The organism is Vibrio sp. 1CM24A, from assembly GCF_023161725.1.
Lineage (GTDB): Bacteria > Pseudomonadota > Gammaproteobacteria > Enterobacterales > Vibrionaceae > Vibrio > Vibrio coralliirubri.
In genome coordinates this window covers 336299-349783 of the sequence record NZ_JALNTS010000006.1, presented here as the reverse complement: position 1 = coordinate 349783, position 13485 = coordinate 336299, and the positions used below count along the sequence as shown (strand labels likewise).

Here is a 13485-nt window from a genome sequence, read left to right as displayed (position 1 = left end):
ATATAGACCAAAGAAAGTAACCACACGTATGAATCCAATCTGCCTCAACGACCCTTTTTCTCTTCCTAATGACCAAGTGATTAAAAATCGCCTGTTCAAATCGGCAATGAGTGAACAGCTAGGTGATAAACACCATAACCCTAAGCAAGGTTTAGTCACGCTCTATCAGCGTTGGGCTCAAGGAGGAGTTGGCTTATCCATGACGGGTAACGTGATGGTCGATAGGGGTGCGCTTGGTGAACCTAAAAACGTTGTGTTGGATGAGCGCAGTGACTTAACCGTATTTCGTGAGTGGGCGAGTGCCGGAACACAGAATGGTTCGCAGATATGGATGCAACTGAATCACCCAGGTAAGCAAATCCCTAAATTCTTATGTGATAGCCCAGTTGCCCCTTCAGCTATCTCTTTAGAGCGCGGATTAGAAAAAGGCTTTAATACGCCACGAGCTCTGACTGAAAAAGAAATAATCGCGATTATTGATAAGTTCGCGCTGAGTGCAAAGCTTGCAAAACAAGCGGGTTTTACTGGTGTGCAGATCCACGGTGCTCATGGTTATCTCGTGAGTCAGTTTTTGTCTTCAAGACACAATCAACGCCAAGACAAATGGGGTGGCTCACTCGAAAACAGACTTCGTTTTGTGCTTGAGGTTTATCGTGCGATTCGAAAAGAGGTCGGTGACGATTTCCCAGTCGGAATTAAGCTTAACAGCGCCGACTTCATGAAAGGTGGCTTCACTGAAGAAGAGTCGATGCAAGTTGTGCAAACATTGAGTGATAACGGTATCGACCTGATTGAGATCTCCGGCGGCACCTATGAAAGTCCATCAATGATGGGTTCAAAGAATAAGGCTGAATCAATCAAGGCCAGCACGGTAAAGCGTGAAGCGTATTTTATGGATTACATGGTGAAGGCGAGAAAACTCGTCAGCACACCGCTGGTGGTCACGGGTGGTTTTCGAACCGCGCAAGCAATGAATGAAGCATTAAACACCTCGGCGACCGATTTCATTGGTATTGCACGCACAATGGCGGTTGATCCTGATTTCCCTAACAAGTTAATTGAAGACCCTAACCACGGCATGCCACTAACGGTGCCAACCACAGGAAAACCCGCTTTAGACAAGATGGCGATGGTCGGGCTGGTTTGGTATGAACATCAGATGTGGCGCATTGCCTCTGGCAAGAACGCCGACCCTAAACTAAGCGCATTAAGTGTGGTGGTAAAAACAATTCTCAGCGCTGGCTGGCACGCTTTCAAGAAGCGCAGAGCGTAAACAGTAATGAACTTTTAAAGCAGAACTTCAAGGAATTGAAGTTCTGCTTTTTTGTTTGTCTCTTTTTAAATTCTCGATAAATACGTCGTAGGGCACCCCAGCCAGTCTTTGTTGTGGCACTGATCGAATACCAACATGAGTATTAGTTATAGTGTCCATAAGTGGAAAATCAGAGTAGACCAACTAGGATGAATTGAATTAAACCCTACAATTAATTCAACAACATGGTAGTTGCTATGAAGAAAATAACCCTCTTATCTGTCGCGATCTTATCCAGTCTCTCTTTCTCATCTTTTGCTAAAGATTGTGATCCCAACTTGCTGCCTTCTTGGAAGGACAGCGAGAGCAAAACTGCTATTGTCGATTTTGTTGGGCAAGCCACCCAAGCTCAGTCTGATACGTTCGTGGCAATTGAAGATCGCATTGCCGTGTTCGATAACGACGGTACGCTTTGGTCGGAAAAGCCTTACTACTTCCAATTAGCCTTTGCACTAGATCGTGTAAAAGAGATGGCGCCAGAGCACCCTGAATGGAAAACAGAAGCGCCGTTTAAGTTTGTGCTTGAAAATGATATTGAGAGCGTTCTGGGCAGCGGTGAAGAAGGGTTATTGAAAATCATCATGGCGACACATTCTGGTATGACTGTTGAGCAATACCAGCAAGACGTTGAGCAATGGTTGACGGTAGCAAAAGATAAACGCTTCAACAAAGCCTACACAGACCTTACTTATCAGCCAATGAAAGAGATGCTGACCTACCTGCAAGATAATGACTTTAAGACTTATATTGTGTCGGGCGGAGGCGTTGATTTCATGCGGGCATGGGCTCCACAAGCTTACAATATTCCTACAGAGCAAATCATCGGTAGTGCGCTTAAATACAACTACAGCTACAACGATGGCAAACCAACGGTGACCAAAGACTCGTCGATTTTGACCATTGATGACAAAGCCGGAAAGGTGACCAATATTCAACATATTATCGGTAAGAAACCTATTCTAGCGGTCGGTAACTCAGACGGTGACCAAGCGATGATGCAATGGGCAACGAGCCAACCCAACTCTATGGCGATGATTGTTCATCACACTGATGCTGAGCGCGAGTGGCAGTACGATCGTAAGTCTCATGTTGGCAAGCTTGATAAAGCGCTAGATGAGGCGAATTCCAGAGAGGATTGGACACTGATCGACATGAAATCAGATTGGTGTGAGGTGTACTAACGACAAGTTTTCTCTTGGTAAAACCACAAAGGCTCGGATTTTTAATTCGAGCCTTTTTTGCGAAATAGCGAAGGCGTCGTCTCATTTTCAGCAAGAACGTACTATAAATTTTCAATGTATGACGGTTTAATCGGGATAGTCAGAAATTAAAGGAATAGAAAAATGAAAACGATCGGTTTGCTCGGTGGTATGAGTTGGGAGTCGACAGTGAGCTACTACAAATCCATCAACGAGGGCGTTAAAGCGACCCTTGGTGGGCTCAATTCTGCAAAGGTTTGTATGTACAGCGTGAACTTCGATGAGATAGAAAAGCTACAACATCAAGGTCGCTGGGCTGAGACGGCAGATATCTTATCGGACGCGGCTTTGTCGGTAGAGAAGGGCGGGGCTGATTTCATTCTGATTTGTACCAATACCATGCATAAGGTCGTTGCTGAGATCGAAGAGAAGATCACGATTCCTATCTTGCACATCGCTGATACCACCGCGCAGAAGCTGCTTGAACAGGGCGTAAAGAAAGTCGGATTGCTCGGTACTGCTTTCACGATGGAACAAGATTTCTATAAAGGACGTTTAACCGAAAAATTTGGTATCGATGTGGTGATTCCTGATGAGAGTGACCGAGAGAAAGTCCACAACATCATCTATCAAGAATTGTGTCGCGGCGAAGTAAAAGAAGAATCTCGAGCTGTATACCGTCAAATCATTGAGAAGCTAGGCCAACAAGGTGCAGAGGCTGTTATTCTGGGGTGCACTGAAATCGCCCTCCTGATTCAGCAGCAACACACTGATGTTCCCTTGTTTGATACCACAGCTATTCATGCCGAAGCGGCAGTGCGTTTGGCGACGAGCGACTAACTTTTAGTTCACTTTCAGATCATTAAGCTTGTCTTTCGATCGCACTACAAACACCAGCTGACTTGTGGTACCAATTATTGACGCGAGATGGTGTGCCGTTAAAAGTATAGAAATTTCATAAGGTTGCTAATTTTTCTCTAAGAGCAAATTACGAGTAACTTTTCTTTTTATGGAAGACCAAAATAAAGTTTAATAAGCACTCTGTGTCACATTTTTTATAAATTAATACATGTGTCGGTACACATTTATTTATCTCGTGAATAGAATCTCGGCCTAGTGTTGTTTTGGCTATGTAATTGAATGAGAATAAAAATGAAATTTAAATCTATTTTTTTGGCTTGTCTGTCTACAACGGCTCTGTCTGGCTGTTTGACTGTCCCGGTTGAAGAGTTACAACCAACCGCAGATCAAGAAACAATTGATACCGCTATCGAGCATCTAAGCGATATCAAAGGAATGACGATTACAGAAAATGGTGTGATTTATTATGTTGCGTCATTGCCGGGCAACTCTCGATGGGCAACCGCGCATATTTTGGAGTCGAGCTATCGTTACTCTTGCCAAGATCTTCGCTGGTTTGTAGAGCGAGGTATGATCGTGAGAATGAGATTCCAAGGTAATAGTGGCACTACGCAAGATTATGATCTTGAGCGTTGTGAAACGGAAGTCCCTACAAGTTTATATGAACCTAAACAGTAGTTTCTCGATCCTCTTAGATTGAGGGTGAAGCTTTTCTTCATTATCAGTACATAAATACCCTCTCCGTTTGGTGAGGGTATTTTATTTAAAATCTAAAAACTGATTCGACTATATTGCGAATTATCAATGAATACTGGTGTTGATAAACTCTGTTTTATTCAAGCACGCACTCGTGCTTATAGACCGGAGAAACCAATATGAATTACGAGGGAAAAGTATATCGTCCATGGACAGAGGCGAAGAGCATTCTGATTCAAACCACTTTAGGTTGCAGCATCAACACGTGCACGTTCTGTAATATGTTCAGTGATAAACGATTCAAGGTTCGTGACATTGAAGATGTGTTTAAAGATATCGAAGAAGCGCGCCTGATCTATCCTTATGTTGAATCGATTTTCCTTATCGATGGCAACGTGATGGCGGCTCGCACGGATTACCTTATTAAGATTTTGGATAAGCTTCGTCATACCTTTCCTGAAAGCAGAAAAGTGTCGCTTTATAGTGGTCTGAACGATTTCCGTCGTAAAAGCCTAAGCGAACTTAAAGAGCTTAAGAGTGCAGGCTTAACCATGGCTTATACAGGTCTTGAGTCAGGTGATGCGGTTGTACTCGACAACATTAAAAAACGTATGACGCCAGAACAAGCGCTTGAAGGTATGGCTCTGGCAAAAGAAGCCGGCATTGAAACTTTATTGTCGTTCATCTTTGGTCTTGGTGGGCGCGATCGATCACGTGAACATATTGTCGAGACCACAAGATTACTGAACATTATGAAGCCTGAGCAGATAGCGCCAATGGCGTTAGCCATTCAACCAGGAACCGTGATGGAACAAGAAGTAAAAGACGGAAAGTTCGTTATGCCGACGCAACTTCAGATCTTAGAAGAAGAAAAGTATCTGCTTGAGAATCTAAACATCGACACTTTCTATTGGGGCGACCATGGCAATAACATCGTGACTCAGAAAGGTTTCCTGCTTGATTCAAGAGAGCAATTTTTGGCTAAGGTGAACCGTGCGATAGCATCAAACCCAATGGCTAAAGATAGTGTTATTCAGACGTTTGCTTGGTAGCGTTTAGTTAAAAACGATAGTTGCAGGCTAAGCAAAAATCGAAAGGAGTCGTGTTTTTGAGGCGAGATAATCGCCATAAACCTACTTCCGTTACTGAGACAATTCAAAATCAGCAAAGCCATTTTCTTGGTGGATGTTGTAAATTTGTGAATCTGAATTGTCTATATTCTATGCTGTGTACTGGATCTCATTTGTTATTTGACTCCCTTGCTAAGGTTAATAATGAATGCGTAATACCAATCACTTTACTCAACTTAAGAGGTTTCTATGCTAGGTGAAAATCATTCTCTTGTTCACGAATTTCCTGAAATGAAAGATAAAATTGCTGAGCTTGTTAAAACTGACGATGGCTTTGCAGCAGACATGAAGACGTACGACAACCTTGATAAAGAGATTCGTAAGCTTGAGCTGAAAGATTCACCCATTGATGACGGCTCGATGCACCAACTGAAACATGATCGTTCTGTACTGAAAGATGCACTGCATGCACGTTTAACTGGCTAGTTGAGCTAGTAATTTTGCTGATTAGCTAAATGGCGAATTGCAGACTTAGACAAAAAAACTCCTTCGGGAGTTTTTTTCGTTTTGGTTCAATAACATCTTCACAATTCAACTGAGTTAATACGTTGTATTGTTATGTGAATGACGCATAATGAGGGTTACTGGTACACGATTTTTAAGATTTTATTGGTAATCTCATGAATATTGAACACCTCAAATTGTTTGTTCGTTTAGCTTCCACGCATAACATCAGCATGGCTGGGCAAGAGCTTGGTTTATCACCTGCAGTTGCCAGCTCACACATCAGTAAGCTGGAAGACAATTTAGGCGTTCGCTTGGTCCACAGAACCACTCGTAAGGTCTCTTTAACCGAAGAGGGGGAAGCATTCTTACCTCATGCTGAAGAAGTGTTATCGAGTGTCGATGCTGCCAAATCCGCGGTTGGTGTGGGTTGTGATTCTCCAACCGGAACGCTGCGAGTTACCGCATCTGCGTCTTTTGGGCGTTTGCATCTTGTTCCTGCTTTACCAGGATTCTTAGAACGCTACCCTGGGTTAAAAGTCGATCTCAGACTATCAGATTCGATGGTGGATGTTGTTGAGGGCGGCTTTGATATCGCAATTCGTATCTCAGAGCTGAAAGACTCGACACTGATTGCCCGAAAATTGGCGACAGACAAACGTATTGTGTGTGCATCACCTGATTATTTAATCAAATACGGTAAGCCAGCCATTCCTCAAGATCTTAACGATCATCAGTGTATCAGCTTGATTGGTTTAGAAAACTGGACCTTCAAAACTGAAGGTGGGCCTAAGACGATTAAGGCATCGGGGTCGTTCAGAGCAGATAACGGAGAAGCACTGCGTGACGCAGCCTCAGGTGGTATGGGTATCACGGTGACGTCGAATTGGTGTGCGTATGAGCAACTGAAAAGCGGTCAACTGATTCAAATATTAGAAGATTACCCATTAACCTCAGAACCTGCGATTTGGGCTGTGTACCCAAGCACAAGGTTACTTGCGCCAAAGGTGAGAGCCTTCATTGACTACTTCTCTGAATATTATGGTAATCCGCCGTATTGGGAACAAACGTAGAGACAAACGTTGTACGAAAAAGCCCTGTGTTTCTAACTTAATACATTAGAAACACAGGGCTTTTTATTGAGATTTGCAAATCAACTCAGCATGAGTCGTCGCGATTAAGAAAGCGTTGCTTTGATGATATCTTCAATTTTAGCGACAACTTGCTGCGACTTATCGCCGTAAATTGCATCTGGGTGCGGGTTCGCAAACGTGTTGTTGTCGTTATCAAAGTATTGACCGCCTGCTTGTGCGAACTCATCAGACAATGATGCGCGAACCAGAATATCAGAACCGATGCTTAGGTCGCCGCCTGCAATACCGTAAGCGTCTTTCACCATCTTGCTGCCTAGTAACGAAGCTGGGTTGACCGCAACCACCATTGGCCCTGTAGAGCCTAACTCTTTTGCCATCTCACGAGTCCACATAGTGATCGCAAGCTTGCTTTGTGCGTAAGCGTCACCATCAGACATTGCCTTCTTGCCTTCTAGCGCTTCGATGTTCACTGCTGCTTGTGCTGCTGAGGACAGGTTAACCACTCGGCTAGATGCACCGAGTACAGGTAGCAGACGTTTAGTCAGGTGGTATGGTGAAATGGTATTCACAACAAAACGAACATCTAAACCGTCTTTAGTAATTGGGTTCGGAGTGTTGAACACACCTGCGTTGTTAATCAGTACATCAATTTTATCGTGCTCAGCAATTACTTTGTCAGCCAGCGCATCCACATCAGCCAGAACAGACAAGTCTGCCACGTAACTTTGAATTTTTGCTTCAGCAGAGATAGCTACAAGTTGCTGCTCTACGTCTTTGAGTTTGCTTGGGTTACGTCCATGCAATAAAACGTGGTGACCTTGTTGAACAAGTACTTTTGCGGTTTCGAAGCCGATACCATCGGTAGAGCCTGTGATCAGAATAACTTTTTGCATGGAATAGATTCCTTATTAAAGCGCTGACATAGTGAGCGTTTCTAAATGTGTCGTTTCGTTGAGGTAAAGAATAGCAATCTTTTGTAAAGTTGATAATCAAGCTGATTAATAAAACACTATTTAGTTTTTATTGAAAATGGGGGAGTGAACAAAGCCTCAGTCCGTGCGAAGGAGACGATCAATCGAGAGATTTATCTGATCGAGTTCTTAGGCCGGAATAGCAGGCAATAAAAAAGCTTAGCGCGGGGGACGCTAAGCTTCGTTGTTAAGTATGTTCTTGAACCATGTTTAAGCTGGTGGGGTTAGCCTACTTGAGAAAAGCTCACTACCTTGCTTTGTAGCTTCTCTTTTAGGTAATCCGTTACTGCTTGCTGCTCGGATTCGCTCATGTACAGGCCAAGTTTGGTTCTGCGCCACAAGATGTCTTCGTCAGTCATCGCCATCTCTTCATTGATCAAGTAATCGATCTCAACTTGATAAACGCCATGCGCTTCGTTTGAAAATTGGCTGCCAAGGTCAGCTTCGCTATTTGCGCCCTCAAGCAGCTTCCACGTGTAAGTACCAAATTGAGTCACGTAGCGAAGTAACAACGCTTCAGATGCCCAAGGGTATTTAGTGTGGATCATCTTCGCAAGTTGCTCTCTGCTGCAACTAAAGTTACCACCTGGAAGCGTGTCGTTCGCTGTCCATGGCACACCCATGTTGGTTAGGTGCGGCTCAAGCTTCTTAAGTGCCGCTTCGCCGAGTTTACGATAAGTGGTCAACTTGCCACCGAAGATCGAAAGCAGTGGTGCTTGATCAAGCTCTGCGTCCAATTCCAATGTGTAGTCTCGAGTGATCGCTTGTGGTGAATCAGATTCGTCGTCACAAAGCGGTCTTACGCCACTGTATGTCCAAACCACGTCTTCACGGCCAAGCTGTTTAACAAAGTGCTGGTTAACGATATCAATCAAGTAATCCACTTCGACATCATCAATTGCGACGTTACGCGGGTCGCCTTTGTATTCAAGGTCGGTGGTACCGATGATCGAGAACTTATCTAGGTAAGGGATCATGAACACAATACGATTGTCTTTGTTTTGCAGAATGTACGCTTGTGGTTCGTCATGAATGCGTGGCACAACAATGTGCGAGCCTTTGATCAGACGAATATTACGAGGCGAAGCCTGCTCTAATCCATCATCAAAGAATTGCTTAACCCAAGGACCGGCTGCGTTAACCAGCGCTTTCGCTTTACGTTCAAAACGTTGGTTTGTCATCACATCAAGGATCGTCACATGCCAAATACCACCTTCACGGTGCGCTTTTTCAACACGGCAGTAGTTACGTACTTCTGCGTTGTTCTCTTTTGCTGCCAACACGTTAAGCAATACCATACGCGCATCATCAACCCAGCAATCTGAGTATTCGAAGCCCGTCTTCATTTCTGGTTTCAGTAGGCCTGATTTCGCTAGGTTGACTGTCTTACTTCCCGGAAGAGTGGTGCGCTTACCCAAGTTATCGTAAAGGAATAGGCCACAGCGGATCATCCAAGCCGGGCGTAAAAATGGTCGATGAGGTAAACGGAAACGCATTGGTTGAGCAACATGAGGCGCTTTTCTTAACAAGACTTCACGCTCAGCGAGTGCTTCCGAAACCAAACGAAATTCGTAATGTTCAAGATAGCGTAGGCCACCGTGGATAAGCTTTGAGCTGGCAGAAGACGTTGCGGATGCGAAATCATTTGCTTCGTATAAGCCAACGTTTAGACCACGACCTGATGCGTCTGCCGCGATGCCTGCACCGTTGATGCCGCCGCCAATCACGATCAAGTCTAAAGTGGAAGATGTACTGTTGTTTGAATTATTTTGTTGAGCACTCATGGTTTTGACCTCTTTCTGAGCGAACGAGCATTTTAGAACATAATTGAATCCTATATGAACTTTCGTTTGCGGTCATTTATTATTTTCGTTTATGCGCGTTTTATGTGATTTGGGCATAAAAAAACCTCTGCTTATGAAAGCAGAGGTTCAAATAAGACTAATTCGAGCATAGAAGCGACAGTGACAGCGAGCAAGTTTTACTTTATTAACTTTTCTATAAAGAATCGTGATTCATTTAAGAAAGTGGCGTCACTGAGCTCTTGTTTTGATTTATTCGCTCATAGGACGAGCGGTATCGATCACTTCTAATGGTATTGCCGAATCTTTAAGGATGTTGAGAATCTCTTCCGGTGGCTGCTTATTAGTAAACACCATGTGGGCCTGAGAGATATTGCCGAGCTTAACCATCGCGTTACGGCCAAACTTAGTGTGGTCGACGGCTAAGAAGATGCTGCGACTGTTTTCGATGATGGCTTGTTTTACACGAACTTCGTGGTAATCAAAGTCGAGCAGTGAGCCATCAAAGTCGATGCCGCTGATACCTAAGATTCCGAAATCAAGGCGGAATTGTTTAACGAAATCGAGCGTTGCTTCACCCACGATGCCGCCGTCGCGGTTTCTCACTTCGCCGCCCGCTAAGATAACCTTGATCTCTGGGTTCGGAAGAAGAATGCTCGCAACGTTAATGTTGTTGGTGACGACTCTTAGCTGTTTGTGATTTTTATTGAGTGCACGTGCCACTGATTCTGGCGTGGTGCCGATATCAACGAACAGGGTTGCACCATCGGGGATGTGCTTAACCAGTTCGTCGGCGATCACGTCTTTTTCGTTGAAGTTAAGCGCTTTACGCGTGTTATAAGAGGTGTTTTCCGAGCTTAAAGGAATGGTTGCACCACCATGATAGCGACGAATCTTGTTGCTATCGGCCAGTTCATTGAGGTCTCGTCTGATGGTTTGTGGGCTGACATCGAACTTTTCAACGAGCTCTTCGGTGCTCACATATCCTTGTGTTTTTACCAGATCTACAATCTGCTGGTGTCTTGGTATCTGCTTCACTTAACTTACCACTCCCTGCGCGCAAAGGGCTCTAGCGCGTCAAAATCGAAAATATAAACTCACGCTATTGTGCTCGAATTGATGAAAAGAGAGAAGTAATGATGGTAAGGAATCATGTCTAAACCGCAAAAACGCTGGTCAAAGCATGGAATTTGAACCTGAAACGCAAAAAAGAGCACAAAATAGTGCTCTTTTTAGTTTCGTTTGTTGAGGTTCGAGCAATCTAATCGATGAGATTGCTCGAGTTCCTAGGTCAACGGTTAATGATTAACGATGAACTGAATACTCCGTATTACTCTTCGTCGTCATCGTGCAGTTCAGACCAAACTTGTGCACACTTGATTGCACGTTTCCAGCCTTTATAACGGCGGTTACGCTTCTCTTCGTCGTGGTGTGGCATGAAGGTGCGGTTAAGAACGGCTTTGTCTTGAAGCTCGTCAATGCTGTCCCAGAAACCAACCGCTAGGCCAGCAAGGTAAGCGGCACCAAGAGCCGTTACTTCTGTTACTTCAGGGCGGTGAACTTCAGTATCAAGCACGTCTGATTGGAATTGCATTAGGAAGTTGTTCGCTACTGCGCCGCCATCAACACGTAGGTTTGCTAGCTTGATGCCAGAGTCCGCTTGCATCGCGTCTAGTACGTCGCGCGTTTGGTAAGCAATGCCTTCCAAGGTTGCACGGATGATGTGGTTAGAGTTAACACCGCGAGTCAGGCCAACAATTGTACCGCGAGCGTAAGCATCCCAGTATGGTGCGCCTAGGCCAGTGAATGCAGGAACCACGTATACGCCGTTTGAAGAATCTACTTTGGTTGCGAAGTACTCAGAGTCTTCTGCGCCAGCCAGTAGTTTCATTTCATCACGTAGCCATTGGATTGATGCGCCGCCCATGAATACTGCACCTTCCAGTGCGTATGCAGGTTCGCCTTTAGGGCCACATGCCAGTGTGGTTAGAAGGCCGTTCTTTGATGTTACTTTCTCTTGGCCCGTGTTCATTAGAAGGAAACAACCTGTGCCGTAAGTGTTCTTAGCTTGGCCTGCTTCTACACACATTTGACCGTAAAGTGCAGCTTGTTGGTCACCCGCAATACCTGCGATTGGAATACGAGTACCGCCTTTACCACCAAGGTTCGTTTGACCGTAAACCTCTGAAGAACGCTTCACTTCTGGCATCATTGATGATGGGATACCCATTTCATCAAGTAGCTTTTGATCCCAGCATAGGTCGTTGATGTTGAACAACATAGTACGTGACGCGTTAGTGTAATCCGTAACGTGAACACGTCCTTGAGTCATCTTCCAAACCAACCAAGTATCAACCGTACCGAACAGTAGTTTGCCAGCTTCAGCGTCTTCGCGAGCGCCTTCAACGTTGTCTAGAATCCATTTTACTTTGGTACCTGAGAAATACGGGTCAAGGACTAAGCCTGTATTGTCACGTACGTAGTCTTCTAGGCCACGTGCTTTTAGGTCTTCACAGATGTCTGCTGTACGGCGACACTGCCATACGATGGCGTTATAAACTGGCTTACCTGTCTCTTTGTTCCAAACAATGGTGGTTTCACGTTGGTTCGTGATACCAATACCCGCTAACTCGTCGCTGCGAATGCCTGCTTTAGCAAGTGCTTCAACCAATGTAGAGCTTTGAGTTGCCCAGATTTCCATTGGATCATGTTCAACCCAACCGGCTTTAGGATAAATCTGAGTAAATTCGCGTTGAGAAGAGCTTACGATGTTTGCATCGTGGTCGAGGATTACAGCGCGAGAGCTTGTGGTGCCTTGGTCTAGGGCAACAATGTATTTTTGCTCGGTCATGGTAAGAATCCTTTTTCTTTTGTTATTTATATTTTAGTAAATGTAGGGGCGCTTAGTGATTAAGCTTGAGCTTGTTCAGCTTCTTGTTCTGTTTCACATTGGTTTGGAATTGTGCAGCCTTGGCCTTCAATAGGTAGGTAAGCACCGATAACACGTGGGTACAACCAGCCACCAAAACATGCACCCGCAATTGGAGCAAGGATTGGTACGATGAAGTAAGGAATATCACGAGCACCTGTTAGCGCGAAATCCCAACCTGCAAAGTAAGCGAACAGTTTTGGTCCGAAGTCACGAGCAGGGTTCATTGCAAAGCCAGTCAGTGGACCTAAAGAACCACCGATAACTGCGATAAGAATACCGATTAGTAGCGGGTTCATTGCGCCGCGAGATGCGCCATTGTTCTCATCACCTAACGCCAAGATGGCAAACATCAACACTGCAGTAATCACGAATTCCACAGCAAAAGCGCCGAAGAAAGAGAGTGAAGCATGTGGGTAGGTCGAGAAGATACCAGCAGTTGATAGTGCGTCTTGGCTGCTACGAACGAAGTTGTGTGCGATTTCGTAGTCAGTGAATAGGTTGCTGTACAGGCTGTAAACCAGTGCTGCAGAGCAGAATGCGCCAAGCAGTTGCGAAATGATGTAAGGCAGCACTTTCGCTTTATCAAAGCCATGGAACATGGCTAGTGCAATCGTCACCGCTGGGTTGATGTGAGCGCCTGACACGCCGGCAGTACAGTAAATTGCAATCGCAACACCGAAGCCCCAGATGATACTGATTTCCCATTGTCCGAATGTCGCACCGGTTAGTACCAGTGCAGCTACACAGCCAACGCCGAAGAATATGAGCAATCCTGTACCGATAAATTCAGCCAAGCATTGCCCGAATAAAGAAGGGTGTTTGTTTGTTGTCATGTTCGAGTCCTTTTTAGTTTTGCTTATCTAGCACGTGCATTGTGCATAAATTTGCGAACTCGAAAATAAACGAACATAAAAAGTGAGCGTTTGAGCATGAAATTGTTAATTAAAGTCACTTGAAATGTTAATCCGAACACTTTTGCTCGGAAAAGACGCTCGCATGAACGTCATTGTTCGAATGGATGTGTTTCGAGGTCGCTAAAACTAC

At 44.7% G+C, this 13485-nt stretch carries 12 protein-coding genes; 7 read left to right on the top strand and 5 right to left on the bottom strand.

Annotation, left to right across the window (positions count from 1 at the left end):
- The first annotated feature begins 28 nt into the window (after window positions 1-28).
- From MSG38_RS15435 to MSG38_RS15405, 7 genes are all read left to right on the top strand, one after another.
- Complete coding sequence (locus tag MSG38_RS15435; RefSeq protein WP_248402148.1) at window positions 29-1273, top strand: NADH:flavin oxidoreductase/NADH oxidase family protein; 1245 nt, start codon at window positions 29-31, stop codon at window positions 1271-1273.
- A gap of 236 nt (window positions 1274-1509) precedes the next feature.
- On the top strand, window positions 1510-2493 hold the full coding sequence (locus MSG38_RS15430) for an HAD family hydrolase (RefSeq protein WP_248402147.1): 984 nt from the start codon (window positions 1510-1512) through the stop codon (window positions 2491-2493).
- 162 nt (window positions 2494-2655) lie between these two features.
- Window positions 2656-3351 (top strand): aspartate/glutamate racemase family protein, encoded by a 696-nt coding sequence (locus tag MSG38_RS15425; RefSeq protein ID WP_248402146.1) that lies wholly within the window; start codon window positions 2656-2658, stop codon window positions 3349-3351.
- Between the two features lie 312 nt (window positions 3352-3663).
- Window positions 3664-4050, top strand: coding sequence for a hypothetical protein (locus MSG38_RS15420; protein ID WP_248402145.1), 387 nt, complete (start codon window positions 3664-3666; stop codon window positions 4048-4050).
- 197 nt (window positions 4051-4247) lie between these two features.
- Window positions 4248-5120, top strand: a complete 873-nt coding sequence (locus MSG38_RS15415; RefSeq protein ID WP_248402144.1) for a radical SAM protein — start codon at window positions 4248-4250, stop codon at window positions 5118-5120.
- Between the two features lie 267 nt (window positions 5121-5387).
- Complete coding sequence (locus MSG38_RS15410) at window positions 5388-5624, top strand: YdcH family protein (protein ID WP_017067743.1); 237 nt, start codon at window positions 5388-5390, stop codon at window positions 5622-5624.
- A gap of 194 nt (window positions 5625-5818) precedes the next feature.
- Window positions 5819-6715: a LysR family transcriptional regulator gene (locus tag MSG38_RS15405; RefSeq protein ID WP_248336196.1), complete on the top strand. Its 897-nt coding sequence runs from the start codon at window positions 5819-5821 to the stop codon at window positions 6713-6715.
- Window positions 6716-6819: 104 nt separating this feature from the next.
- On the opposite strand, the gene MSG38_RS15400 is transcribed toward MSG38_RS15405, so the two are convergent.
- The 5 genes from MSG38_RS15400 to MSG38_RS15380 form a co-directional block, all read right to left on the bottom strand.
- Window positions 6820-7629 (bottom strand): SDR family NAD(P)-dependent oxidoreductase, encoded by an 810-nt coding sequence (locus tag MSG38_RS15400; RefSeq protein ID WP_248402143.1) that lies wholly within the window; start codon window positions 7627-7629, stop codon window positions 6820-6822.
- Between the two features lie 302 nt (window positions 7630-7931).
- The gene (gene glpD / locus MSG38_RS15395; RefSeq protein ID WP_248402142.1) at window positions 7932-9491 is read right to left on the bottom strand and encodes a glycerol-3-phosphate dehydrogenase; all 1560 of its coding nucleotides are present in this window, start codon (window positions 9489-9491) and stop codon (window positions 7932-7934) included.
- Between the two features lie 270 nt (window positions 9492-9761).
- Complete coding sequence (locus MSG38_RS15390; protein ID WP_017096306.1) at window positions 9762-10547, bottom strand: DeoR/GlpR family transcriptional regulator; 786 nt, start codon at window positions 10545-10547, stop codon at window positions 9762-9764.
- A 292-nt stretch (window positions 10548-10839) separates the two neighbouring features.
- Window positions 10840-12360 (bottom strand): glycerol kinase GlpK, encoded by a 1521-nt coding sequence (glpK, locus tag MSG38_RS15385; RefSeq protein ID WP_017064019.1) that lies wholly within the window; start codon window positions 12358-12360, stop codon window positions 10840-10842.
- 59 nt (window positions 12361-12419) lie between these two features.
- The gene (locus MSG38_RS15380; RefSeq protein ID WP_048609888.1) at window positions 12420-13274 is read right to left on the bottom strand and encodes an MIP/aquaporin family protein; all 855 of its coding nucleotides are present in this window, start codon (window positions 13272-13274) and stop codon (window positions 12420-12422) included.
- Window positions 13275-13485: the final 211 nt, after the last annotated feature.

Excerpts from the sequence above, each read along its gene's own strand:
- glpD (WP_248402142.1), bottom strand. The coding sequence starts at position 9,491 with ATGAGTGCTCAACAAAATAATTCAAACAACAGTACATCTTCCACTTTA.
- MSG38_RS15430 (WP_248402147.1), top strand. The coding sequence starts at position 1,510 with ATGAAGAAAATAACCCTCTTATCTGTCGCGATCTTATCCAGTCTCTCT.
- MSG38_RS15415 (WP_248402144.1), top strand. The coding sequence starts at position 4,248 with ATGAATTACGAGGGAAAAGTATATCGTCCATGGACAGAGGCGAAGAGC.
- MSG38_RS15435 (WP_248402148.1), top strand. The coding sequence starts at position 29 with ATGAATCCAATCTGCCTCAACGACCCTTTTTCTCTTCCTAATGACCAA.
- MSG38_RS15425 (WP_248402146.1), top strand. The coding sequence starts at position 2,656 with ATGAAAACGATCGGTTTGCTCGGTGGTATGAGTTGGGAGTCGACAGTG.
- glpK (WP_017064019.1), bottom strand. The coding sequence starts at position 12,360 with ATGACCGAGCAAAAATACATTGTTGCCCTAGACCAAGGCACCACAAGC.
- MSG38_RS15410 (WP_017067743.1), top strand. The coding sequence starts at position 5,388 with ATGCTAGGTGAAAATCATTCTCTTGTTCACGAATTTCCTGAAATGAAA.
- MSG38_RS15405 (WP_248336196.1), top strand. The coding sequence starts at position 5,819 with ATGAATATTGAACACCTCAAATTGTTTGTTCGTTTAGCTTCCACGCAT.
- MSG38_RS15400 (WP_248402143.1), bottom strand. The coding sequence starts at position 7,629 with ATGCAAAAAGTTATTCTGATCACAGGCTCTACCGATGGTATCGGCTTC.
- MSG38_RS15380 (WP_048609888.1), bottom strand. The coding sequence starts at position 13,274 with ATGACAACAAACAAACACCCTTCTTTATTCGGGCAATGCTTGGCTGAA.
- MSG38_RS15420 (WP_248402145.1), top strand. The coding sequence starts at position 3,664 with ATGAAATTTAAATCTATTTTTTTGGCTTGTCTGTCTACAACGGCTCTG.